The sequence below is a fragment of the Methylobacterium durans genome (genome assembly GCF_003173715.1).
GTDB lineage: Bacteria > Pseudomonadota > Alphaproteobacteria > Rhizobiales > Beijerinckiaceae > Methylobacterium > Methylobacterium durans.
This window is the reverse complement of record NZ_CP029550.1, coordinates 5,754,940-5,779,053: the sequence shown is the minus strand read 5'-3', so window position 1 is coordinate 5,779,053 and position 24,114 is coordinate 5,754,940. Positions and strand designations below refer to the sequence as shown.

Here is a 24,114-nt window from a genome sequence, read left to right as displayed (position 1 = left end):
CTGCCTTCGGGCCTTGGGCAGCCCTGCAGGACCGCGCGGAACGCGGTTCGGCGGCTTGGGCAGTTGATATACTCACGCTCGGTTTTGTTGCGGCACACACAGTGCCCGGAGGCTATCGAAGGAGATGGCGGCTCCGTTGCAGCAGATCGCGCGATTGTCCGGCTCGTCGGATGCAGAGGTCATGCCCCGTGTCGTCTCTCTCACCATCGGAGCGGCTCGCTGGACTGCCGCACCCGGTCCCAATCGTCGTGGGTAGCTCCCGGGTATGCTCAGGCGGGCCGACCGAATGCGCTCGCCGATACAGACGCTTGACCGTCCTCTGACGCATGAAGATCGATGCCCTCGTGCGTGCGATGCCGTCTCATCGCCCCGGATGGGCAGTTCACGGCAGCGCTTTAATCAGTGCGCTGACGACCGCTACGGAATTGCTTGCCGCCAGGCTCTGGAAGGTTTTCATCCGATTCTCGTCGGCATCACCTCCTGCTAGATCGGAGAGGCTGCGGATCGCCAGGAAAGGGACATGTTTCGTGTAGGCGACATGCGCCACTGCTGCACTTTCCATGTCTATCGCGTCGGCCTGGAACGTCGAACGCGTCCAATCCCGAAACTCCGCATTGTCGATGAACGCTTGGCCGGACACGCCATTTCCCCCGACCACGATCCGTGGCTTCCTTCCGAGGCACTGGCCCGACCCGGGATCGCAGTCGCGTAGGGTCGTCGAAGTGGCTATGGTTCTGGCGGCCGCCAGCAGATCCGCGTCCACGGCAAACCACTGGCGTCTCTCCAAGACACCCCGGCGCCGACGATCTGTACGGTTTCGGGGAACATCATTCCGAAATTCAAGCCCGATGCTGCGGGTAGGAATGCAGGAAGCGTATAGGTCCCACCTGAGCGCCGGGCATACACCGACTCCAGATACTCGCTCCACTGTGCAGGAATGACGACGTCACCGATGCCAAGGCCAGGATTTGCGCCTCCGGCGACGCCGCTGAAGATGATCCGCTCGGCCTTGAAGCAATCGATGACCATCTGTGCCTTCATCGCGGCGTTCACCATGCTGATCCCGCTCATTAAGGCGATGATCTTCTTCCCGCCGATCTCTCCCGTGGCGACCTCCGTCTCACCGTTGCGCAGGTCGTGCCGGTCCCGAATGGCATCCTGGAGAGCCCGCCATTCGGGGTTGAACGCCGTCATGATGACCGTTCTTGGTGACGTGTCACCGACATCGCAGGCGTTACCCGTCACTGTGCAGAACAGCGACACGAGAAGGCACGTCATCCCAGCCGCAACTTTCGCGCAATTCATCGGCATCTCTCCGACATGACCATCGCGGAGCGGTCTGCCGAGGCCTGATTACAGGATCGTCACACGGTCCGGCTCTTCCGTTTCGTTTGCAACATGCCGGCTCGGGACCGAAGCGGACCAGCGACGATACTGCTGTCATCGTGGTGAGGCCCACTCGAGAGGCCAGCAGACCGCTCAGATTGGACCATGAGAACGGCTCGCAAGCGCTGACCGAGGGACAAGAGATCCGTGTCCTTGGGGCAAGCCTGCGCCACGTGCCCCTACATGCACTGTACTTCGACCGGAGATGCCGTTGACGGACATGGCAGGCGCTCCTGGCCGCGGAGCAGGGCGTTCAGGCGGTGAGCTTGGCGGCAGTCTTGGCGACCTGTCCGCCAAGGTAGCGGGCGCCGTCGAGGTCGGTCGCACTGGGCTGGCGCGATCCGTCACCGCCCGCGATGGTCGTGGCGCCGTAGGGCGCGCCGCCGGTCACCTCGTCGAGCTTCATCTGGCCCTGGAACGAGTACGGCAGGCCGACAACTACCATGCCGAAGTGCATCAAGTTTGTGATGATCGAGAACAGGGTGGTCTCTTGGCCGCCGTGCTGGGTGGCGGTGGAGGTGAAGGCCGCGCCGACCTTGCCCTGGAGGGCGCCGCGCGCCCACAGGCCGCCCGTGCAGTCAAGGAAGGCCGCCATCTGCGAGGTCATGCGACCGTAGCGGGTGCCGGTCCCGACGATGATGGCGTCGTACTCGGGGAGTTCATCGACGGTGGCGACCGGCGCGGCCTGGTCGAGCTTGTAATGGCTGTTCCGGGCCACCTCTTCCGGCACGGTCTCCGGAACCCGCTTGACTGCAACCTCGGCGCCGGCGGTGCGGGCGCCCTCGGCAACGGCGTTGGCCATCGTTTCGATGTGGCCGTAGCTGGAATAGTACAGGACCAGGACCTTGGGCATCGAAGTCGCTTCCTCTCGTGGGCGTCGCCTGGGCGACGTGGGGCGTGCGGAACCTACGAGCTAGTTGGGCTGCCGAAAACGGCATCGATGGAAACCATCCATTTCCGGAGACGGCCTTGACCATAGATCCGCTCGAGATCACGCACCGTTGCACGATGGCCTGCCCTGGCGGCCTCGCGTTGTTCGCTGACGCCCGGAACAGCGTGCCGTCGCTCGGAAGGAGCCACGACCTGCCATTTTTCAGATTGGCGTCCTCTCAAGAGCAACGCGTCTCTCCATTGCCCTGCGGACGTGCTCCCGGAACAGTGGAACAGGGGCCGACAGCTCCAGCTCTCCCGAGCTGACGGACCGCAGCGTACCGCCGCCGAACGTCCATTACGGCAGGACGCGGACGAGTTCCCTGCCACGACCTTCAGGTTAGAAAGATGCAGGGAAGGTTGCAGGTGAACTTTGAGGCTCCTTCATGCGCTGGTCCCTTGTGACATGGAGAGGCACAGCCGCCGTCACCCATTCCAGTGATCGATCGAGCTCGCGAGAGAGGCTGGAGCGTGCGAATTACGCCGTGACTGCGAAACGGCGCGATTGCGTTGCGGTTGTAGCCGGATCGCCGGAGAGCGTGGGATCGAGGTCCGCTCCCGCCGGAATGCTCAGCCTGATGCTGGGAGAGACCGAATCCGCGCCGACGGAGGCGCCGAGTTCGTCTCCGCCGCGATGATGTCGGGGCCCTTCTCAGACGACTTCGAGGAACTCGACTCCGATCTCGTTCCGCCTGCGCCAGGCAATCCGAGCCGGGCATTGCTCGGGACCCTCGCCGATCTCCAGGGTGAAGACGCTGGGTATCCGGGACGGCTGGCCGAGCAGGAGACGAGCTCCCTTGCGGGTGCGGTCTGAAAGGAGGCAGTCGAACGCGCATCCGTTCCAGAGGCGGATCCGGCACAGGCTGCAGGGCGCTCCGGACTCATCCGTCGGAGGGATCGCTTCCGCCGCATCGGCGGCGCTGCCTTTGCGCTCGTAGGCCCTGAGATCGTCGATGAACTGCCGCACCGCTGGCCGGCCGCGCGCCGCGCAGGCTCGGAACGTCTCAATCACGACGCTCCTGAAAAGCTCGTTGCTGACGTTGCCGAATGTCTTGTGCATGGTTCAGCCTCCCAAAATTGGCAGGTCTGCTTTAGAGCGGTGCAGATGTCGCCATGATTGCACGAACGTTTCCAAATGTCGGCGCAGTCATTCCTCTCGACTTTGCTCCGCGGCTGGTCACAGGCAGGCTTCGCAGATTGCCGCGATGTGCCGATGATCCGTCCCGCAGCAACCGCCGAGAACAGTCAGGTTGGGCAGTTGGCCGCGCAGGGTCGCGTAGCGGCGACCGAGATCATGAGGGTCGCCGCTGTCGAGATCGGAGGCCACGTCGAGTTCGGCGTGGCTCTTGGTAGAGGCATTCGCACGTATCCCGCGGATGCGGGAGAGCCAACCGGCACCCTCGGCCAGAACGGCCTCGAAGTGCAGCGGATGCGCGCAGTTGATCATGAAGTAGGCCGGGTAGGCGCCCGTCACAGCGTCCGTCTCCTCGATCGCCGTGCCGAGGGGTTGGCCCGAAGGCAGACGGCCGTCCGTTCCCAGCGTGAAGGAGATCGCGACCGGCATCTTCGAGTCTCTCGCCGCGATCGCGATGCCGATGGCCTCTTCGACGAAGGTGAGGGTGAGAGCGCTCACCATGTCGGCGCCGCTGTCTCGGAAGACCTCGATCTGCGGGTGGTGATAGGCAGCGGCCTCCTCAGCCGTCATGGCAGTCTCGACCGCGTACCCGTCTCCGCGCGGGCCGATCACGCCGTTGAGCACGAGAGGCAGGTCGAGTTGTGCGTGCCGACGCCGGAGTGCGTCGAGAAAACTGACCGCCATCCGGTTCACCTTGGCCAGAGCGACGGCGTCGTAGCCGAGTTTGGCACCCCAATCGGGGTTGGCACGCCAGGTCGGCGTGTCCAGGATCATGCCCACCCGGTATCGCTTTGCCAGCTCCAGGTAGGGCTCGAAGAAGCGCGCCAGCGTAGCTCGCCCCTCTTCGTTGAGGAGCAGAGGAAAGTGGGCGAAGTGGGGAAGGTCGACGTTCTCGTGGAACAGGAGAGTGGTTCCGATGCCGCCCTCAGTCAGGAATGGGCGGCCGGTGAGTTGAGGAAGTGACTCCCGGAATTGCGGCATGCGGCATCTCCATCTGTCATGCGTGTGCGTACTTGAACGATCGCCCGGTCTTCAGATCATCCTGGCAGCATCGCGTCCTCGGGCTGCGGAAGGACGCGGGCGAGTGCCATCGCGATCTCCGACGCGAGCAGCGGCCACTGCACGAGTTCATGGATGCCGGCGCGTGCCAGCGCGGCAGCATCGTCGCCGGCCGCCGAGCCGGTCGCGAGGATGAGCGGGAGGTTGGGAACCTTGCGGTGCAGGGTGGACGCGAAGCACAGCTCCGAGGCCGGCAACATCGGCTGGCCTATCAGAACGGCGGCGAAACGGTTGGGAGCCTCCTCCACGGCCGAGAACGCGAGGTCCATCTGCGAGATCCCGATCGGCTCGTAGCCGAGCGCCGCGAGGACCTCCTCGTCCCTGAGGCGGCAGGCCGGATCCGGATTGAACACCAGGACGGTCTGACCGCACCCCCGCGGCAGACCGGGGGCGCCTCGAGGAACGGCTTGCGATCCGGTCTGCTCGGGGATCATCGCGCAGGGAAGCCAGACTGCGAAGCAGGTCCCGGCACCGGGCCGGCTGGCGACCGTGATCGTGCCGCCGTGCTCGCGCACGATCTCGCGCGCCGTCGCGAGCCCGAGCCCGTTGCCCGCCGGCCGGGTGGTGAAGAACGGCTCGAAGATCCGGCTGCAGGTGGCCTCGTCCATGCCGCGGCCCCGGTCTTCGACGAGGATCCGGACGTAGCGGCCAGCCGGAAACGGATCGGGAAGCCCAGAGGTCGAAGCCCCGATTTGGCGGATCTCGGTCCTGATCACGAGTGGCCCTACTCCATCCATCGCCTGCGCGGCGTTGTTGCCGAGGTTCAGGATCACCTGCTGCAGCTGGGTGGCTTCGCCGGATACCACGGCATCGGGTCCGCCCTCCCGGAGCGTCAGCTCGACGCCGGGCGGCAGGGAGGCGCGCAGCAGGGAGATGCTCTCCGCCACGAGGGCCGACACGCGGATGGGGCGGCGGGCGGCGTCCCGGCGGCGGCCGAAGGTGAGGATCTGGTCGACGAGGTCGCGCGCGCGCTCGCCGGCGCGGCGGATCTCGCCGAGATGCGGCCTCGACCGGTCTGTCGGGTGAGCCTGCTCCTCCGCCATCTCCGCATAGCCAAGGATCGCACCGACGATGTTGTTGAAGTTGTGGGCGATCCCGCTCGCGAACGTGCCGACCGTCTCCATGCGCCGCGCCTGCTGCAGCCGGCGCTCGAGACGTGCCCGGTCCTGCTCCAGGACCTCGCGCCCGACGGCGTTCACGAAGACGTCGAAGGCCATCCTGAGAAGGCCGCGCTCGTCGCTCGGCAGATCGAGCCGGCACCGGACGCCGTCGAAGCCGAGGAGGCCGATCTCGCCCTGGCTCGTCATCCTGGAGACGCAGGCCCAGTCCCGCAGCCCCAGCGTCGAGAGGGCGTCGATCCCGGCTCCCGCGGGCCCCTGTCCTGCTGAGGGAACCTGGACGAAATCTTCCCCTTGGACTGCGGTGCGCGCCGCGAGCAGGCGGGTGCGCTCGATCCAGCCAACCGGCAATTGTGCACCGTCCGCGCTCCAATGGAAAATCCGCCTGTTCTGCCCCAAGTGCAGGAAGTAGGCGCGCTCCGCCCCGAGATTCTCGCCGAGTGCGGCCAGTGCCTGCTCGATCCGCACGCCCAGTTCGTGCGGCGGCGCATCGATGAAGCCGAGGGACAGGCCAGCGATCAGGTGTTCCAGCGTGGCACGCCTCTGGAGACTCAATGCTCGCGACCGGAGCCGCAATCCGAGGTGGACGAGCAGCACGACGAGCGAGACAGAGACCGCGTAGAGCACGACTCGATAGCGCCGTGCGGTCTCGCGAGACGCGCTCTGGTGGGTGAGCACCATGGTGCGAAGGTCGGCCTGCTGTCGGTCGACCGGGATCGCGGAGAGGGCACTCAGGGCTTCGTCCACGCTCGGCAGGAGCCGGTGCAACATGCGTCCATGGGCCAGAAGCGCCTGGATGCTGGGATCGTCGCGCGCGCCGATCTCCGCCGTCAGCCGGTCGAGCCGGTCCGCGACCTCGTTTGCAGCGGCCGGTGCGGTATCGAGCGTCAGGTGCAGCATCGCGGCGGCGAGCTCGCTCACGCGGGCAAGCACCCGGCTGTCGTCGCCGTTCTTGGTGATGGCGGTGCCGAACAGTCCGAAGTAAGCGAGCGAGTTCTGAAGGAGCGCGTTCTCCGTCTTGAAGCGCTCGATCAGCTCATCCTGCCGGCGGATGGAGGCGGCCAGCGCGTCGATCGCGGAGCCCGTCCGAGCGCCCGGCGAGGCGATGCAGTGCATCTGCCCGACGATCCCGTAGAGGTCCGCGATCTCCCGCACGAGGGGGTCGTAGTTGCGCAGCGTTCCCGCTCGGGCCATCAGAACGTCCTTCTGCAGTGCGCTCTCCGCGACCGCCATCCGGTCGAGGTTCTGCAGGGCCTGGTCGTACATCTCCGCGTCGGCATTGACCGCGCCGAAGGACAGCCACGTGAGCAGCAGCAGAAGCAGCGGGACGGCGAGGAGTGCCGGAGGCGCGATCCTCATGGCGTCGCCGGCCGCAGGGGCTTGCCCTGGTAGCGCCCTGTCAGGGTCCGCAGGAACGCGACGATCTGGTCGATCTGCCCGTCCGTCAGTGTCCGGTCGAGCTGAGACTTCGCCATCCGCCGGACTGCCTCGTGCAGCGTGGCAGCGCTGCCGTCGTGGAAGTAGGGCGAGGTCGTGGCGACGTTCCTGAGGCTCGGCACCCGCAGAACCTCGGGCCGATGCGTCGACAGGGGGTGGAAGACGCCGAGGCGCTGCTTGAGGTTGGCTCCGACGTTCACGCCTTGGTGGCAGGACACGCAGCCCAGCGACTTGAAGGTCTCGTACCCGCTCAGTTCCTCCGCTGAGAGGGCGGCCGTGTCGCCGTGCAGCCAGCGGTCGAACGGGCTGTCGGGCGTCAGCAGCGATCGTTCGTAGGTGGCCAGAGCGTCGAGCAGGTCGGTCCGGTTCGGATCCCGGCCGAACGTGCTGCGGAACTGCCGCGTCAGATTTGCATCCTTCCGAATGCGGACCACAACCTCGTCGACGCGAGCTCCCATGACGTCGGGGCTTTCGAGCGAACTCTCCGCCTGCTCCTCGAGGGTTCGGAACTGCCCTTCCCAACCGAGCCGGTAGCTCAGCGCCGCATTGAAGACCGTGGGCGTGTTGAAAGGAGGATCCGAGCCGGTGGGCATCAAGCTTCGAACGCGGCCGTCCGCGCCGTTGGTGCGGGTGTCGTGGCACGACGCGCAGGAGCGCGCTCCGTCGCCTGACAGGCGCGGGTCCGCGAAGAGGCTCTCGCCGAGCGCGAGCACACGCGGATCGGCTGCCGGCGGGGCAGGGATCGGGCTGATCGGCTCCTGATCGGCAGGAGGTGTCGCTTCCGGGAGCGGAGGAGCAACCGCAGGCGCGGTTGCGGCAACCATCAGCCCTGCGCAGAGCACCCATGGACGCGCAGGTCGGCAGGCGCGAACAAGCCAGTCGACGCTCGGTCTCACCCCAGCTCCTCCTGCCCTGGACGTTGCGGATCGCTCGTCCCCCGGGAGCCAGTTCCTCAGGCTCATTCCACCGCCACCGGCAGGGCGAAGACGTACCCGATGCCGCGCTCGGTCAGGATGATGCGGGGCTGGCTGGGATCGGCCTCAAGCTTGCGCCGCAGCCGGAGGATCTGGACGTCGATGCTGCGGTCGAAGACGTCCTCGTGCACGCGGGTCGCCTGGAGCAGGTGTTCACGTGTCAGGGGGCGCTGCGGGGCCGACACGAAGGCCAGCAGCAGCGCGTACTCGCCCTTCGTCAGCATCACCATCTCGCCGGCCGGGCCGGTCAGCCGGCGCGTCCGCGTCGCGAGCTGCCACCCGTCGAAGTGGTAGGTCGCGAACGTGCCGCCCTGCTGCTGGGCAGCCCGCCATGCCTCCTGCCGGCGCAGCACCGTCCGGATGCGCGCCAGGAGCTCGCGCGGGCTGAACGGCTTGACGAGATAGTCGTCCGCGCCGAGCTCGAGCCCGATCACCCGGTCGATTTCGTCCCGGCGATGGCCGGTGGTGATGATGACCGGAAGTTCGGAGCGGGCGCGGATCTCGCGCAGCAGAGCCAGACCGTCGTCGGTGCCGAGGCGCAGGTCGAGAATCACGAGGTGGGGCTCGCCTGCGCGCAGCCGCGCCGCCATCTCCTGGCGGTTGGAGGCGGTCTGCACCTGGACGTCGTGCTCGCCGAGGTAGGTCGTGAGGAGATCGCGCATGGCAGGATCGTCGTCGACCACAAGCACGCGGATCGGAAGTTCCATCGTGGAGCCAACCTGCTCGAGAGGTAGCGCTGTCACATTCATCGGGGGTGCCCAGATATTTCCAAGACGTACCGTTGCTTCCTCTGCCACCGAGACAGCCGTCTCGCTCAGGCTAGGATGACCGGATGAATTCGCGGTCGAGTCGGAAGAGGTTGCACCTCATCCGAAATGCACCGAGCGATCGGTGGACGACGCTGACGCACGGTTTCATGCAAGTGCGTTACAGGAATGTTGCAGGCCTCCGGCGGGGCAATCATCGCCTGCAACATGGCGGTAGCGAGAATGTGCCGTCAGCCTCGGATGAAGGCCAGGAGGTCGCGGTTGATGACGTCGGGATGGGTCGTGCACATGCCGTGCGGGTAGCCCTCGTAGGTCTTGAGCGTGGCGTTTGGCAGGAGCTTGGCCGAGAGCGGAGCGGAATCGGCGTAGGGCACGATCTGGTCGTCGGTGCCGTGCATCACCAGCACGGGCACGTCGATCGCCTTCAGGTCCTCGGTGAAATCGGTCTCCGAGAACGCCTTGATGCAGTCGTACTGCGCCTTGGCGCCGCCGATCATGCCCTGCCGCCACCAATTGCCGATGATCCCCTCCGAGACCGTCGCGCCCGCGCGGTTGAAGCCGTAGAACGGGCCGGAGGGCACGTCGCGGTAGAACTGCGCCCGGTTCGCCACCAGCGCGGCGCGGAAGCCGTCGAACACCTCGATCGGCAGGCCGCCCGGGTTCGTATCCGACTTCACCATCACCGGGGGCACGGCCCCGATCAGCACCGCCTTGGCGACGCGGCCCGGCTCCGCCCGGGCGACGTAGCGGGCGACCTCGCCGCCCCCGGTCGAGTGGCCGACATGGATGGCGTTTTGCAGGTCGAGCGCCGCGACGAGTTCGGCGACGTCGGCCGCGTAGGTGTCCATCTCGTTGCCCGTTGCCGTCTGAGAGGAGCGGCCGTGGCCGCGCCGGTCGTGGGCGATGACGCGGTAGCCTTCTCCGAGGAAGAACAACATCTGGTTGTCCCAGTCGTCGGCACTCAGCGGCCAGCCGTGATGGAAGACGATCGGCTGCGCATCCCTGGGCCCCCAATCCTCCGCTCTCGGACCCCAATCCGCGTTCTTCGGACACCAATCCTTGTAGAAGATCTGCGTCCCGTCCTTGGTCGTCATGGTGCTCATTGGACAATCCTCCCGTAATTCGGAGTAGGGAGAGCCATTCCGCGATGGGTCTGCTTGATGATTGTCCAGACAGCAGACGATCACCGCAGGGAGGATACTGGAGCTGCGGCCTATCGCCCGCAACAAGGCGGACCGTTCGATCTCCGCCAAAGTCCCTGACTTTCCCGCCAGAACTGGAAATCCGCGGTGTCGCGGAGCTGTGGACTATGTGAGACAGATGCGAAGAGCCACGCTCCGCCCGCCTCAATCGCGTAGCGCATGCCACACACTTGGTGGGCTTGCAGGTTGCGGCTGACGACGGTCTCGCCGAACCTCAACGCTGGGACCAGAAACCCGGTGACGTAGAGCTGCATCTAGCGGGGGCAGGGATGGACCTGCGGCGATGGCTGACGCCCCGGAGCAATCCCTGCAGGCCGCTCGCTGTACACGCGCCGGCCGATCTCAGACGTCGAGATAGATCCCGACCGCGGCATTATCCTCGTCCGTGCCCAGGTGGTAGCCGTAGCGTCTGGCGGCGGAGGCCAGGGCAGCAATTTGATCCGGACCAGGAGGTATGAGCGTCGCCGATCTAGCCGCAGGCCGCCCGATCTCCTTGAAGAAGCGGCCCATCCGCATCGTCGTGACGAGCAGCGCCGTCACCTCCTGCCCGGATCCGTTGCGGAACGCGTGCGGCACGCCACCAGGAACGTCGATGACGCTGCGGGGCCCGAACGTCTGCCATGTGCTGCCGAGGAGGCCCTCCAGTCGGCCATCGATGACGTAGAGGGTCTCCCGATCGGGATGGCTGTGGACCGGGATGACCGCGCCGGCTGGGACCACCGACAGGATCACGCAGTATCCCTCCTCGGCGGAGACGGGCGTGGCGAACGAGATCCGCGGCCCCATGATGTCGATGAGGTCGTGGTGCTCGGGGATCAGGGTATCGATCATCGTCTGCGAAAACCTCTGTCGGATCGGCTTTGCAAAAACGGCCTCGCCCAGCCCAGGCTGTGAGGGACCTGCTCATGATCTCGGGAAGTCGCGTTACAAGACGATGTCTGTTGCCCGCAGAAATTGAAGCAAGCCTCGGAGCTGAAACACTGCTGTAGCGGGAGCGCGCGACAAGGACTGTGCCCAGATGGATGCCATCGGACGGTCGTAGCGACTTTGGCGACGCTCGATGGCCTCGTCGTCGCGAACGTTCAGAGGACCCGATGCACAAAATGGCCCCTGCCACCCAGTCCGTGCTCGAACGCATCGAGATCTACAAGCGGCGCGAGATCGCGGAAGCCAAGGCACGGTTGCCTTCGGCGGCCTTGGAGAAGCGTGCGGTGGAGCAACCCCCGCCGCGGGGCTTCGCGGACGCCATCGCGGCCCACATCGCGGCCGGGCGCCCGGCCCTGATCGCCGAGGTGAAGAAGGCTTCGCCCTCGAAGGGGCTGATCCGGGCCGATTTCGACCCGGCGACGCTCGCGGCGGCCTAGGGTCTGGACTCGATCAGCACCAGAACGCGATGACGGCGGCCAGGGCGACGGCTGAAGCGTAGTTGCGGGCGAGCTTATCGTAGCGGGTCGCGATGCGGCGAAAGTCTTTCAGGCGGTTGAAGGTCGGTCCCGCCTGAGCGCGCAGCACATGATCGACGCAAGCCAAACGCTCTGTCCCGTTGCGGCGCGGGCCTCATCCATCGGCATAGTGCGGGTCGAAATAGAATCCGATGGCCGCGCGCCCGCCCTGACGGCCGTCAGGGCACAGGGCGATTTCCAAGCATAAGAAGGGTACCCCATATATGGAACGAACAATTGCGCAGCCGAAATCCCCAACTAGAGCGGCATGCGAGAGGTCGCCGGTATTACCCGGTCTGCCGAGGTCCTGGCCGATGTCGTCGTGCTCGGCCCGTCAGGCTTTGACCGCGTGAATACCGACGTCGTCGGGCGGAGCGGACAACGACTGGCCTTCCGAGCCTCCTCAGCCTCGGCAGCGGAAAAGAAGCAGGAGGGGAACATGAGCTTACGTACTGCTAAAAGCCCCGAAGAGGTGCTCGAAATCCTGAGTGAAAGCAACATATTCTTAGACGGAATGGGCAAGGAAAAATTAGAGAGATTTATTTCGAGCATATCTATGAAAAAAGAAGGCCTTGCCCACTTTTATTATCAAGATGCAAAAGCTGTACTTTGTAATCCCGATTTCGATGTGCTTCTAAATGTGCTTGGAACCAGCAGTTCCATGTTCTTGAACTTTAGGGATTATTCTTGCGATGGTGATTTGGGACGCAAAGAGTGTGTTTACAAGCGAGGTTATTACTGTAACCCTCGCAATTGTCATGCTGATTGAGCGTTATAATGCTAGAGCGTGTTACCCATCAACGCTAAACCATTGACCAGCAATGAGTTTTATGCACGGCGCACAACTGGGTTTATGAGCGATTACAGACACTTAGCCCCGAGTCCATAACACGCTCTAGTTCTTGCATGCGGCGCTTCGCACGAGCAGCCGCCTCTTTTTACTGCCATTTCTTGCATTCTACGCAGGGAATGCGCCGGTTTCTGAAAAATACAATGTTGTGTCGGCGCAACGTATTTATACGCATGCTGAACCGACGCAGGCGCATGACACGCGCGGATAAAGCATGATTAGGGCCGAGCTTTGTGAGAGGCAGATTGGTAGCTTCGGCGCCTTATCGCTGTTGCGCGAGTTGCAGCAGACAGTCCCGGGCCCCAGATGGGCCCAACGCATGAAGGTCTGAGCCGCGCCTCCATGCGAACCGAAGGTAGCGAGAAAATGTATGGTAACGATCCATAGACATAACAACTCTTTGGCAAGCTTATGCTAGGGTTTGGACTCGATCAGCACCAGAAGGTGATGACGGCGGCGATTGCGATGGCTGAGGCGTAGTTGCGGGCAAGCTTGTCGTAGCGTGTGGCAATGCGCCGGAAGTCTTTGAGGCGGTTGAAGGTCGCCTCGATACGCCAGCGTTCGCGGTAGCGCCGCCTGTCGTGGCGGATCTGTCGCTTGCGGCCACGCTTGCCTGGGATGACCGGCGTGATGCCGCTCGTCCGCAGTTCAGTGCGCAGCCAGTCCGCGTCATAGCCCTTGTCGGCGGCAAGACGCTGTATCCGGCCCGGTGCCTCAGCCAACACCGCCGGGGCGGTCGTCACGTCGCTGGCATTGCCGGGCGTCAGCAGGAGGACGCCAGGGCGACCGAGGACATCAGTGAGCGCATGGATCTTGGTCGTCTGGCCGCCGCGCGACGGGCCAATAGCTTGCGCTTTCGCCCCCCTTTCCCGCCGTGCGCCGAGCGGTGGGCCCGGACGTAGGTGCTGTCGAGTGCGGCTGCGTCACCCGCCCATCCGGCCCTGGCCAGCGCGGCGAGCATTGCTTTCCAGAAGCCGCGCCGCGACCAACGATTGAAGCGGTTGTAGACCGTGGTGCGAGGTCCATACGCGGAGGGGCAATCGCGCCAGCGGCAACCCGAAGTGAGCACGTGCAGGATGCCGGAGATGATCTGCCGGTCGTCCTTCCGCTCGGGTCCGGGCTGGTCCTTGGGCATGAAGGGTTCGATCACCGCCGACTGCTTATCCGAGAGCCAGAACAGGTCCGCCATTGCCGCCTCCAGGTCGCAAACGGCCCCCGGGAATCACAAAACAGCAAACCCCGCAACAGCTTGGTTCGGTTTAAACCCTACGAGGCCGGCGGCGCGACCTGCCTCTCGGTGCTCACCGACGAACCGTCCTTCCAGGGCCGCCCGGACTACCTCGCGCAGGCCCGCGCGGCCTGCTCCCTGCCGGTCCTGCGCAAGGACTTCATGTTCGAGCCCTACCAAGTGCTCGAGGCGCGGGCCTGGGGCGCCGACTGCGTGCTCGCGATCATGGCCTGCCTCGACGACGACGAGGCGGCCGCGATCGTCGAGGCCGCGCACGATCTCGGAATGGACGTGCTGGTCGAGGTGCACGACGCGGAGGAGCTGGAGCGGGCGATCCCCCTCGGCACGCGCCTGATCGGCATCAACAACCGCAACCTGAAGACCTTCGAGGTCTCCTTCGACTCCGCGATCCGCCTTGCGCCCGGAATCCCGAAGGATCGCATCCCCGTGGCCGAGAGCGGCATCGCCGGCCACGAGGACGTGCTGCGCCTTCGCGAGAGCGGCCTGCACGCCGTGCTCGTCGGCGAGAGCCTGATGCGCGAAATCAACGTCGCCGTGGCTACACAGCGCCTTCTGTTCGGCGCGAGCTAGGCCATGCGGACGCAATCGGCGACAGCTCAGTCCGGCAGCACCTGCAGCACGATCTTGCCCTTGGGCGCTGCCTGCTCGCCTTCCAGCATCAGATGGGCTTCGCGCGCTCTCGCGAGCGGAAGCGCTGCTCCGACCCGTGTCCTGAGCTCGCCGTCATCGAGGAGCCCGGCAAGAAGCGACAGATGCTCGGTCGTCACCCGCACCAGGAAGAACTCCGCCCTGACGCCGTGCTGCTCGGCACGTGCCTGGTCGGGCTGGGAGACTGCGGACACCAGCCTGCCGCCGCGGCGCAGGACCTTGAACGAGCGGCTCTGCGTCTCGCCTCCGACCAAGTCGAGGACGGCATCGACATCGCGCACCTCGTCCTCGAACCGCTGAGCGCGGTAGTCCACCACCTGCTCGGCGCCGAGGCTCCGGACATAGGCGAGATCGTCCCCTCCGGCCGTCACGATCGTGTGAAGGCCGGCTCGGCGTGCGAGTTGCACGGCGTAGGCCCCGACGTTACCCGCCGCACCATGGATGAGCACGGTTTGGCCCGACTGGAGTTGGGCCTGCTCGAACAATCCCTGCCAGGCCGTGACGGCGATCACGGGCACGGAAGCGGCCTGGACATGCGTGAGCGAGCGCGGCTTTCCAGCCAGCATCGCGGCAGAGGCGACGGCGTACTCGGCATAGGCGCCAACGAATCTGGGGTTCGTCACGCCAAAGACCTCGTCGCCGGCAGCGAACCCGGTTACACCCGGGCCGACAGCCTCGACTGTGCCGGACAGGTCCGAGCCTGGGGTGAGGGGAAGAGGCTGCGGCAGGACGCTTCGCCCCGCTCTGACCCAGCCGTCCCAGGGTCCGACGCCGGCGGCGTGCACTCGGACGAGCACCTCGCCCTCGCCCGGATCGGGACGGGGCACGCTCTCGAAGGTCATCACCGTCGGCGGGCCGAACGCATGCACCCGCCACGCCATCATCGTTGCTTGACCCGAATCGCTGTCGGAAATCTCGGGTGCCATGCTCTGCTCCTTCTACCTTTTGTTGCCCCGGCGGCTGACCTGGACCTACGGCGTTGCCGCCGCTGCCGGATCGGGAACGGTCAGCGGCTTGTCGCCAGCGTCGACGATGAACACGGCCAGCAGACTGGCGGCTTCGCTGTCGCTCGCATTCTCGCTGATCCGGTGATGGGCACCGGGCTCCTCGAAGAAGCTCTCGCCGGCGCGGTAGACCTTGGCAGGTTCGTCGCCGACGCGGCTGCGAACTGCACCCTTCAGGACATGCGCGTAGATGAAGGCGGAGCGGGCGTGCCGATGTGGCAGCGACTTGCCACCCGGTGGATAGGTGACGACCACCGCAATGAGGCTCTTGCCCGGTACGTTGGGCAGCGCGTGCTCGAAGGCCGGCTTCACCGTCTCACGCTCGTGCGCTTGCCCGGGCGACAAACCGAGTAGTGCCAATGCCACGACTGCTGCGGTCGCTGCAGTGTTGGCCAAGATGCGCCTCGTCTTCGAATTCATGATGCTCTCCCGCACATCTGTTGTGATCCAGTTTGTCGAGAAGCTCCCCGAGCCGCCTGTCCCCGGCCATCGAAGTGCCGGACTCGCTTGGTTCCCAGGCGTTGCCGAACCAGGCGATGCCGTAGCGGTTCATGAGACGCACGATCTCGCGCAATTCCTCCCGCTCAGGGGCCATTCCGCGCGTTCTGGCGTCGGCGCGTTCATGGGGGAGGGCTCCGGATCCTTAGTCGCGGATCGAGATTGACAAGCCCGGCCCTACGCCTCCGCGCGTCGCTGCCCAGGCTCAATGCTGCCAGGGTGACGTGAGAATGATGCTGCAGAAGTTCATGCGCTTGTAGTTCGGATCCTTGAGCGCCAGCACGTCGGCCTTAACGTTGCCGAACGTCGTCTGCGGCTTCCTGATCGTTCCTTCGGCGAAGTGGTCGATGACCGCCTCCTTGAAGTTGTGCTCGCGCGGATGGTGCGCGCAGACGTGTTCGCGTTGCTCGGGCGTGAACTCGTCGTAGGCGAGGCCAAGAACGTCCATCTCGACGCCGGCCGTCACCAGAGCGATCGTCGGGCGCATGTGTTCGGGGACGCCCGGCGTGGTGTGCAGGGCGATCGAGGTCCAGACATCCTCGATGTCGCGCTCAGGCACGCCGTAGCTCTTCAGGAAGTCGCGGGCGGCGTTGGCGCCGTCGACCTCGAAGCGCAGGTCCTTGCTCGCGTAGGCGTCGGTCAGTCCCATATCGTGGAACATCGCGCCCATGTAGAGCAGTTCGGGATCGTACTTCAGCTTCCGGCGGTCTCCGGTCAGCGCGCCCCAGAAGAAGACCCGGCGGCTGTGATTGTACAGCAGGTCGTCTTCGGTATCTCGGACGAGCTGCGTTGCGGCTCGGACCATCGCACTGTCGGGCACGCGAATGCCCGCGACGGTCTCGAGCAGGTGCAGGCTCCCGTTCATCCTCGTCGCTCCTGTGGTGGCAGGTTCAGTTGAAGCGGTGGGTGGCGAGCGGATCGCTGGCAGGGAAGCTGTCGGCGAGCGCCTCATCGAGCCAAGTATCTGGATCGACAGTTAAGGCCGATGGAGTGGTGCAATCGCACGCCTCCGCACAATTCGAGAGTTTTTCCGGCATCTCTGGCTCCTCCTCTGCTATAAAACGTCGAACGTTCACGCTGGAAGACAGGGAACTGCTCTCGAGTGGATAGTGGGTCGGCGGCTCGTCGCACGCAACGCGGTAGACCCCGCGATCTCCGCCATCCGCCCCGACTTTTCCGCCAAGCGGTCGCAGCACTCGGGAAGGCGGTGCTAAACGTCCGCGATGTGGGAGGCGATCATGTCCGACCGAAGCGTCGCAATCGTGATCCATGACGGCGTCCAGGCGCTCGACGTCACAGGCCCAGGAGACGTCTTCGCCGAGACGAACGGCATCCTGGGCGGGAGAGCGTCCTACCGGACTGTGCTGGTGGCGCGCACGCGCGAGCCCGTCACCGCATCGAACGGCATGCGCCTGCTCCCCGACCTCGGCTTTGAGGAGGCGCAGCAGCCCTTCTCGATCGTGCTCGTCGCCGGCGGACCTGAGCTTCCGACGGCGCCGCCCGACGAGGAGCTCTCGGCCTGGTTGAGGATGGCCGCCGCACGGGCGGACCTCTACGGCTCGATCTGCACAGGCGCCTTCGCGCTTGGCCATGCTGGACTGCTCGATGGGCGAGCGGCGACCACCCACTGGCAGATCGCCCAGCACCTCGCCACCCTCTTCCCGCAGGCGAAGATTGATCCCGACAGGATCTACCTGCGCGACGGCCGCCTCATCACCTCGGCCGGCGTCACGGCCGGGATCGACCTCGCTCTAGCCCTGGTGGCGGAAGATCATGGTGCGACAGTCGCGCTGGCTGTGGCCAAGCGGCTCCTGGTCATCGCCCAGCGACAGGGCGGCCAGTCGCAGTTCAGCCCCTTCCTGGCGGCGCCTGTCGACGCGGGTTCGCCGCTCGCCAGAGTCCAGCAGCATGTGCTGGAGCATCTCGGCGAGACGCTCTCAGTCCGGCAACTCGCCGCCGTCGCGCAGACCAGCGAGCGATCGCTGTGGCGGCTGTTCAAGGACGTCGGTCTGACGCCGCACGACTTCGTGGAGGGCGCGCGAGTGGACGCTGCGCGCAACCTGCTGGAGGGCAGCGAGACGCCCCTCAAGGTCGTCGCCTACGACTGCGGCTTCGGCAATCCCGAACGGATGCGGGCGGTCTTCTGCCGGCGGCTGGGTGTCTCGCCTGCGCAGTACCGCGACAGCTTCCGCATGCGATCGGACACGTTCGAAGCCGCAGAGTAGACAAGACCCGGTGCCGTTCGCCCGCCAGGGTGTGGATCAAGCGCGCGGCCGATTACGGCTGCAACGAAGATCCCGGCAAATCGAAACAGCGGTGTCATCGCGCCGGCCGAAGAGCACGCCCGACGATGCGAGGTGCAACGTTCGGTCAGTGAAGGCACATCCATGCCGCTCCACATACTGTGCATTTCCTGGGGTAGCTCTGGCAACCTCAGCCCCATGCTCACGGCAGGGCGTCAGCTGCGCGTGGCCGGACATCACGTGCGGGTCATGGCCGATCCCGCGATGCAGAGCGAGATCGAGGCCGCCGGGTTTCCGTTCGTGACATGGCGGCGGGCGCCAACCGGGAGCGAGGCGGATCCGGCCGACTGCTCCGACGTGGCCGAGTGGAACCGCAGGGCGATCTTCGCTCCGGCTGCTGCCTATGCGGCCGACACGTTCGAGGAGATCCGGCGCAGCCCGACCGATGCCGTGCTCGGCCTCGACATCCTCTTCGGCTGCGCGCTCGGCGCCGAAGCGGCCCGCGTGCCCTACGCGATGCTGTCGCCCCATGTCAGCATCCGGCCGGTCCCGGGCCTGCCGCCGGCCGCCAGCGGCCTCAAGCCACCGACTTCGCCCGAGGAGCAGATGGAGGCCGCGGCTGCGGCCGAGCGGATCGCCTCCCTGATGGACGGCTTCCTGCCCCTTCTCAATCGGGCACGTGCCGACCTGAAGCTGTGCCCCCTAGGCAGAACCTTCGACATCTACGACCGCGTGGACCGGGTCTTCCTGGCGATCAGCCCTGCCTTCGACTTCGAGGCGACCACCTTGCCTTGGAACTACCGCTATGTCGGGCCGCTCCTAGACGAGCCGGTCTGGTCTCAATCCGGCATCCCGCCCTGGCCGGAAACCGAGCGGCCACGAGTCCTGGTCGCCTGCAGCACCGGGGCCCAGAACCAGACCGAGCTGATCCAGCGGATCGTCCGCGCCATCGGAAGCGTCGATGTCGAAGCCGTCGTGACAGCCGGGCCCAACGTCGGCATCGACGCCCTGCCGGGGCCGAGCAACGTGCGCGTCCTCCCTGCTGCACCGCATGATGCTCTCATGCATCAGGTGTCGCTCGTCGTGAGCCAGGGTGGGCACGGCACGGTCAGCCGGGCGCTCCTCCATGGCTTGCCGCTGCTGGTGATCCCGATGGGCCGCGACCAAGGCGACAACGCCGCACGCGTCGAAGCGCGCGGAGTTGGCCTCAGCCTGCCCCCGACTTCCTCGGAAGCCGAGATTGCCGATGCGGTGCGCCGGCTGTTGGCTGAACCGTCCTTCCGCAAAGCGGCCGGGCGACTCGGCAAGGTGATGCAGGCGGACGTCGATGCGGCCGGGCTGGTCCGGGAGATCGAGGCGATGGCGGTCGCGCCCTACGCCCCTGCGAGGGCTGATGCCCGCGCACGATCACGGACATGAGTACTCCCGGCCCAGTTCGCATGCGACCGATCCAGCCAGGCTCCGCGACGTTCTTGGCCCTGCTCGGGCTGCTGGCAGCGCTGCCGACGTTCGGCATCGACATGATCCTGCCGAGCCTAGCGGCCACGGCCGCCGATCTCGGAGCGCCGGGCTCCGAGGTCGGCTTGGCGATGAGCGTCTACCTGCTGAGCCTCGGGGGAGCCCCGCTCCTCCTCGGGCCGTTGTCCGACCGCTTCGGCCGCAAGCCGGCTGTCGTCTGGGGCTGCACGATCCTGATCGTCGCGAGCGCGGGCTGCATGATGGCGCAGTCGCTGCCGCAGCTCCTCGCCTTCCGAGTTCTGCAGGGGATCGGCGCCTCCGGGCCCGGCACGGCGGCCTTCACCCTCGTGCGGGACCGGTTCCAGGGCGAGGAGGCGCGCGCGAAGATGTCCTTCGTCGTGCTCGTCATCAACGTCGTACCGATGCTGGCTCCGAGCGTCGGCGCCGCACTGCTCGGGATCGGAGGCTGGCGCCTGATCTACGCCGCGCCCATCGCCGCAGCGCTGGTCCTGCTGCTCGTCATGCGGTTCTTCGACGAGCCCACGCCGCCCGATCCCCGGTCTTGTCCCAGACCAGCGGAAGTCGCCGGCGTGTACCGGCGTATCCTGCGGGACCCGCTCTTCCTCGGCAACGCGCTCTGCAACGCTGCCATGGGCGGTGCGGTCTTCGCCTACATCACAGGATCCTCGCTGTTCTTCATCGATGCCCTCGGCACCAGTCCCGAGCGGTACGGCCTGATCTTCGGCGCGAGCTCCCTGTCCGTGATGGGCGGAGCCTACCTCAACAGGCATCTCGGCCGGCTCGGCGTCTCCGCCGGCCGGACAATCGTCTTGGGGCTTGCCGTCGCGACGTTCGTCGCAGCGATCCTGTTCATCTCGGCGCTGGCCAGGTCGTCCTCGCCTGTTCCAGTGGTTGCCGCCATGGTCGGAGTGGCGCTGTCCTTCGGACTGATCTCGCCGAACGCGGTGCACGCAGCGCTGCAGCCCATGCCCGAGGCCGCTGGCTCGGCCAGTGCCGTGGCGATCCTCCTCCAGACGGCTATGGCCGCGGTCTCGAGCGACCTCGTGGCCCGGCTCTTCGACGGACGGACGGCCTTGTCGATGGCCGGGGTGATGCTCGGGTTCAGCCTCGCCGCCGCCGGCATCTACTCGGGCCTGAGCCACTTGGGCGAACGAGGCGCTCTGACGGCACCGCTTCGATCGACCGATCCAAGTGTGGAAAGAGAGACCCGATGACTTTCGCCAAGCTACGAGCCGAACCGTCGTTCACGCTCCGCGACGGCGTACGCCTCGCGCATTTCGAGGCGGGGCCTCTGACACCCGAACTCGCGCCCCTGCTGCTGATCAACGGCTGGACGGGAGACCATGGGATCTTCACACCCCAGATCGCCCACTTCTCGCGCGAGAGGCGGGTCGTCGCCGTCAATCTGCGGGGCCACGGCGCCAGCGACGCGCCCGAGCAGGAGTACACGATGGCGGGCTTTGCCGACGATGTCGCCTGGCAATGCCAGACGGTCGGATTGGAGAAGCCGGTCGTCATCGGACACAGCTTCGGGGGCGCCGTCGCACTCGAACTCTGCGGCCGCCACCCGGATCTCGCTGCCGGCCTCGTGATGATCGACTCGATGGTGATGGCGCCTACCGCCATGCGCGATCAGGCCGATGCCCGGAAACTCCTGCAGGACATCGGCGGTCCAAACTACTCCGCGATGTCTCAGGCCCACGCCTGGGAGATCGGCTGCGACTTCGACGACCCGAAAAGGCGCCGGGAGATCTTCGAGACCTACATCCTCGGTCCTTGCCTCCAGACGCCGCAGCACGTGGCCTATTCCGCGATCCGGAACTTCATTCTGGAGCACGATCCGACTCCGGTCGCGACTGCCTGCAAGATACCGATGGCCTACATTTCGGCCGATGTTTCCGCCATCGAGGCGGGACGCGACCTGGAGCGGCTGAAGGTAGCGTCCACGGACGAGGTGTAATTTCCGGGACCGTTTCGGTGGGGATTGGGGTGGCCATCGGGGCCGGCGGCTAAGGTGGAGTTTGCGGACTTCAACCTGAGCCGGGAGCACCCGATGACCGACGACAGAGTGGCACTGATCGAGGCGCTGCAGAAGGCTGACGACGGCAACTTCCTGCGCTCGTTGGCCGAGACGGTCCTGCAGATCCTGATGGAGGCCGACGTGGAGGGCCTGATCGGCGCGGGCCGCTACGAGCGCACAGGCGAACGCAGCACCTACCGCAACGGCTATCGCGAGCGCAGCCTCGACACACGGCTCGGCTCACTCAACCTCAAGATCCCCAAGCTGCGGACCGGCAGCTATTTCCCCGGCTTCCTGGAGCCGCGCCGCACGGTCGAGAAGGCGCTGGTCGCCGTGATCCAGGAGGCGTGGATCGCCGGCGTCTCGACCCGGCGCGTGGACGACTTGGTGCAGGCCATGGGTCTGTCGGGCATCTCCAAGTCCTCCGTGTCGAAGCTGTGCAAGGAGATCGACGAGCGCGTGAACGCCTTCCTGACGCGCCCTCTCTCGGGTGCGTGGCCCTATCTCTGGCTCGATGCCACCTACCTGAAGGTGCGCGAGGGCGGTCGCATCGTCTCTGTCGCTGCCATAGTCGCCGTCGCGGTGGACACCGAAGGCCGGCGCGAGATCGTCGGCCTGCACATCGGCCCCAGTGAGGCCGAGGTGTTCTGGACCGACTTCCTGCGGAGCTTGGTCAAGCGCGGGCTCTCGGGCGTGCAGCTCGTCATCTCGGATGCCCACGAGGGGCTCAAGGCGGCCATCCGCCGGGTGCTGAAGGCGACCTGGCAACGCTGCCGCGTTCACTGGACCCGGAACGCGCTGGCCTACGTGCCGCGGACCCAGCAGACCATGGTGGCTGCCGGCCTGCGCCACGCCTTCCAGCAGCCCGATCAGGACGCCGCCCGGGCCGCCCTTCAGCACCTGGGCGAGCAACTGCACAACCGCTGGCCGAAGCTGAAGGTCTTCATCGAGGCCACGTGCGAGGACGTGCTGGCCTACCTGACTTTCCCGCTCCAGCATCGGGCCAAGCTTCACAGCACGAACCCGCTGGAACGCCTCAACAAGGAGATCAAGCGGCGCGCCGATGTGGTCGGCATCTTCCCCAACACGGACTCGATCCAACGCCTGATCGGTGCGGTGCTTCTGGAGGCCAACGACGAGTGGCAGCTTCAGCACCGCTATATGCAGATCGAGGGCATGGCCGGGTTTGCTCCGGCGTTGATCGAGGAGAGCGTCACGACACTTCCACCACAGGCTGCCTGACCGATGGCGGCTCCAATTCCACCCCGAAAGTCCACCTCATTGACGGACGTAACCGCGGCTGAAGCGCTTCTGTCCGCAGATGGTAACCGCCAAGACCCTCCTGGCCGGTCACTTCAACACCATCGAGGTGGCTGATCAGGTCAACGCGATGATCGAGCGGTTCCTGGCCGTCGGATTGCGGCCAACGACCATGCGCTTGGAGCGCCTTTGAAGGTCGTAGCCGTGTTCTGGTCAGCCAAGTGCAAGCCGTGCCCTTGCCCGGACGCCACCGCGCCTGCACCGCCTCGCACCTCCGGAGCTGCGGCTGCATGGCGGGAAAGCCGGGTCGGATGGCGGAGATCGAACGGTCCGCTTCGTTGCGTGCGGCAAGCCACAACTCCAATATCATCCCTGTAGTGGTCGCCAGACTTCCGGCGAGTCCTTGAACAGTTCGATACGAGGACGGTCACTGCCCTCCAGTTTCCTGGAGTGACTGGCGATGCGCGCCAGCGTGATCAGGCGCGATACAGAGATTTTCTACAGGAACCGAGACGCGCAGGACGTATGGCCGTTCATCCGGCCGATGAGGGCCAACGCTAGAACTGCCCGTCCGTACTCCTCGCAGCTCGCAGCAGATCCGGAGTTCACGATGGCCCATCGACGCAGTTTCGTTCTCGTTCACGGTGCCTGGTACGGCGCCTGGGTCTGGCAGGACGTCCTCGCCAGACTGCGCGGGCTGGGTCATCTGGCGAGCGCACCGACCCTGACCGGCCTCGGCGAGCGCCGGCATCTCGAGCGCGGCCGCGTCGATCTGGAGACCCACGTCGAGGACGTCGTCGCGCACATCGAGATGGAGGATCTGCGCGACGTCACCCTCGTGGGCTGGAGCTACGCCGGCATGGTCGTCACCGGCGTCCTGGCCCGCATCCCCGAGCGGATCCGCGACATCGTCTACCTGGATGCCTTTTTCCCGGAGGACGGGCAGGCGCTGGTCGACTACGCACTCCCGGAGATCCGCCCGAGCTATGAAGCCGCGCGCGTGAACGACCTGCCGATCCCGCCGATGCCCGTGGCGGCTTCCGGCATCACGGATCCGAAGACCATCGCCTTCGTCGAGCCGCGGCTCGTCTCCCAGCCCTGGCAGACCTTCTTCCAGCCGGTCAAGGCGCTGAAGACACGCCCCGACATCCCGCTCGCCTACGTGGTCTGCTCGCAGACACATCCGATGCTCTTCATGAGGCGTCTCCCGGAGATGCAGGCAAACCCCGCCATCCGGACGGCGATCCTGAACACGCACCATCAACCCATGCTGTCGATGCCGGACGAGACCGTCTCGGTGATCGTCGGGGACTGAGCGGGATTGCGGCGGACCGCCTGAGAACGACGCCAACCCGCATGGATGTGCCGGGAGGCGTTACGAACAGAGGAATGAATTCAGTGTCGCAATGGTGA

At 65.8% G+C, this 24,114-nt stretch carries 21 protein-coding genes and 5 pseudogenes; 10 read left to right on the top strand and 16 right to left on the bottom strand.

Going from position 1 to position 24,114, the window contains the following annotated elements; all coding sequences use genetic code 11:
• Window positions 1–382 precede the first annotated feature (382 nt).
• The 10 genes and pseudogenes from DK389_RS34615 to DK389_RS26890 all read right to left on the bottom strand — a co-directional run bounded on the left by DK389_RS34615 (window position 383) and on the right by DK389_RS26890 (window position 10,839).
• Window positions 383–928 (bottom strand): 5'-methylthioadenosine/S-adenosylhomocysteine nucleosidase, encoded by a 546-nt coding sequence (locus tag DK389_RS34615; protein ID WP_109896870.1) that lies wholly within the window; start codon window positions 926–928, stop codon window positions 383–385.
• Between the two features lie 26 nt (window positions 929–954).
• A pseudogene (locus DK389_RS34870) lies at window positions 955–1,194 on the bottom strand (phosphorylase family protein); the annotation flags it as partial.
• Between the two features lie 445 nt (window positions 1,195–1,639).
• Window positions 1,640–2,239, bottom strand: a complete 600-nt coding sequence (gene wrbA / locus DK389_RS26925; RefSeq protein ID WP_109894307.1) for an NAD(P)H:quinone oxidoreductase — start codon at window positions 2,237–2,239, stop codon at window positions 1,640–1,642.
• Window positions 2,240–2,968: 729 nt separating this feature from the next.
• Window positions 2,969–3,376 carry a hypothetical protein gene (locus tag DK389_RS26920; protein ID WP_109894305.1) on the bottom strand — a complete coding sequence of 136 codons (408 nt, stop codon included), beginning with the start codon at window positions 3,374–3,376 and terminating at the stop codon, window positions 2,969–2,971.
• A 117-nt stretch (window positions 3,377–3,493) separates the two neighbouring features.
• Entirely contained in the window at window positions 3,494–4,432 is a 939-nt protein-coding gene (locus DK389_RS26915) for a homocysteine S-methyltransferase family protein (protein WP_109894303.1), read from the bottom strand.
• 56 nt (window positions 4,433–4,488) lie between these two features.
• Window positions 4,489–6,987: a two-component system VirA-like sensor kinase gene (locus DK389_RS26910; RefSeq protein ID WP_109894301.1), complete on the bottom strand. Its 2,499-nt coding sequence runs from the start codon at window positions 6,985–6,987 to the stop codon at window positions 4,489–4,491.
• Window positions 6,984–7,778 (bottom strand): cytochrome-c peroxidase, encoded by a 795-nt coding sequence (locus tag DK389_RS26905; protein ID WP_236960375.1) that lies wholly within the window; start codon window positions 7,776–7,778, stop codon window positions 6,984–6,986. Before DK389_RS26905 ends, DK389_RS26910 begins: the two co-directional genes overlap by 4 nt.
• Before the next feature lie 245 nt (window positions 7,779–8,023).
• The gene (locus tag DK389_RS26900) at window positions 8,024–8,746 is read right to left on the bottom strand and encodes a response regulator (protein ID WP_109894297.1); all 723 of its coding nucleotides are present in this window, start codon (window positions 8,744–8,746) and stop codon (window positions 8,024–8,026) included.
• 290 nt (window positions 8,747–9,036) lie between these two features.
• Entirely contained in the window at window positions 9,037–9,909 is an 873-nt protein-coding gene (locus DK389_RS26895) for an alpha/beta fold hydrolase (protein WP_109894295.1), read from the bottom strand.
• Between the two features lie 441 nt (window positions 9,910–10,350).
• A complete protein-coding gene (locus DK389_RS26890) occupies window positions 10,351–10,839 on the bottom strand; it encodes a cupin domain-containing protein (protein ID WP_109894293.1) in 489 nt (162 codons plus the stop codon).
• Window positions 10,840–11,102: 263 nt separating this feature from the next.
• Here DK389_RS26890 and DK389_RS26885 point away from each other — a divergent pair.
• Window positions 11,103–11,369, top strand: a pseudogene (locus DK389_RS26885) (indole-3-glycerol phosphate synthase TrpC); the annotation flags it as partial.
• A gap of 16 nt (window positions 11,370–11,385) precedes the next feature.
• Here DK389_RS26885 and DK389_RS26880 read toward each other — a convergent pair.
• Window positions 11,386–11,493 (bottom strand): annotated as a pseudogene (locus tag DK389_RS26880) (IS5/IS1182 family transposase); the annotation flags it as partial.
• Between the two features lie 225 nt (window positions 11,494–11,718).
• Between DK389_RS26880 and DK389_RS32985 the strand changes: the two are divergent.
• The gene (locus DK389_RS32985) at window positions 11,719–12,219 is read left to right on the top strand and encodes a hypothetical protein (protein WP_162560886.1); all 501 of its coding nucleotides are present in this window, start codon (window positions 11,719–11,721) and stop codon (window positions 12,217–12,219) included.
• A 512-nt stretch (window positions 12,220–12,731) separates the two neighbouring features.
• Here the strand turns inward: DK389_RS32985 and DK389_RS26875 are convergent.
• A pseudogene (locus DK389_RS26875) lies at window positions 12,732–13,435 on the bottom strand (IS5 family transposase).
• A gap of 84 nt (window positions 13,436–13,519) precedes the next feature.
• On the opposite strand from DK389_RS26875, the pseudogene DK389_RS26870 reads away from it, so the two are divergent.
• A pseudogene (locus tag DK389_RS26870) lies at window positions 13,520–14,119 on the top strand (indole-3-glycerol phosphate synthase TrpC); the annotation flags it as partial.
• Window positions 14,120–14,145: 26 nt separating this feature from the next.
• Here the strand turns inward: DK389_RS26870 and DK389_RS26865 are convergent.
• The 4 genes from DK389_RS26865 to DK389_RS32980 all read right to left on the bottom strand — a co-directional run bounded on the left by DK389_RS26865 (window position 14,146) and on the right by DK389_RS32980 (window position 16,736).
• A complete protein-coding gene (locus tag DK389_RS26865; RefSeq protein ID WP_109896868.1) occupies window positions 14,146–15,081 on the bottom strand; it encodes an NADP-dependent oxidoreductase in 936 nt (311 codons plus the stop codon).
• 87 nt (window positions 15,082–15,168) lie between these two features.
• On the bottom strand, window positions 15,169–15,621 hold the full coding sequence (locus tag DK389_RS26860; protein ID WP_109896866.1) for a cupin domain-containing protein: 453 nt from the start codon (window positions 15,619–15,621) through the stop codon (window positions 15,169–15,171).
• A gap of 283 nt (window positions 15,622–15,904) precedes the next feature.
• Entirely contained in the window at window positions 15,905–16,546 is a 642-nt protein-coding gene (locus tag DK389_RS26855; protein ID WP_109896864.1) for an HD domain-containing protein, read from the bottom strand.
• Window positions 16,547–16,589: 43 nt separating this feature from the next.
• A complete protein-coding gene (locus DK389_RS32980) occupies window positions 16,590–16,736 on the bottom strand; it encodes a hypothetical protein (RefSeq protein ID WP_162560885.1) in 147 nt (48 codons plus the stop codon).
• Between the two features lie 201 nt (window positions 16,737–16,937).
• Between DK389_RS32980 and DK389_RS26850 the strand changes: the two genes are divergently transcribed.
• From DK389_RS26850 to DK389_RS26825, 7 genes are all read left to right on the top strand, one after another.
• On the top strand, window positions 16,938–17,924 hold the full coding sequence (locus DK389_RS26850) for a GlxA family transcriptional regulator (RefSeq protein WP_109896862.1): 987 nt from the start codon (window positions 16,938–16,940) through the stop codon (window positions 17,922–17,924).
• A 243-nt stretch (window positions 17,925–18,167) separates the two neighbouring features.
• Entirely contained in the window at window positions 18,168–19,361 is a 1,194-nt protein-coding gene (locus tag DK389_RS26845; RefSeq protein ID WP_236960373.1) for a glycosyltransferase, read from the top strand.
• The gene (locus DK389_RS26840; RefSeq protein WP_109894287.1) at window positions 19,358–20,635 is read left to right on the top strand and encodes a multidrug effflux MFS transporter; all 1,278 of its coding nucleotides are present in this window, start codon (window positions 19,358–19,360) and stop codon (window positions 20,633–20,635) included. The genes DK389_RS26845 and DK389_RS26840 overlap by 4 nt, the downstream gene beginning before the upstream one ends.
• Window positions 20,632–21,381 (top strand): alpha/beta fold hydrolase, encoded by a 750-nt coding sequence (locus DK389_RS26835; RefSeq protein WP_109894285.1) that lies wholly within the window; start codon window positions 20,632–20,634, stop codon window positions 21,379–21,381. The genes DK389_RS26840 and DK389_RS26835 overlap by 4 nt, the downstream gene beginning before the upstream one ends.
• A gap of 93 nt (window positions 21,382–21,474) precedes the next feature.
• Window positions 21,475–22,683, top strand: coding sequence for an IS256 family transposase (locus tag DK389_RS26830; protein ID WP_109896011.1), 1,209 nt, complete (start codon window positions 21,475–21,477; stop codon window positions 22,681–22,683).
• 79 nt (window positions 22,684–22,762) lie between these two features.
• Window positions 22,763–22,894, top strand: coding sequence for a hypothetical protein (locus DK389_RS35035; protein WP_257791914.1), 132 nt, complete (start codon window positions 22,763–22,765; stop codon window positions 22,892–22,894).
• Between the two features lie 417 nt (window positions 22,895–23,311).
• Window positions 23,312–24,016, top strand: a complete 705-nt coding sequence (locus tag DK389_RS26825; protein WP_162560884.1) for an alpha/beta fold hydrolase — start codon at window positions 23,312–23,314, stop codon at window positions 24,014–24,016.
• Window positions 24,017–24,114: the final 98 nt, after the last annotated feature.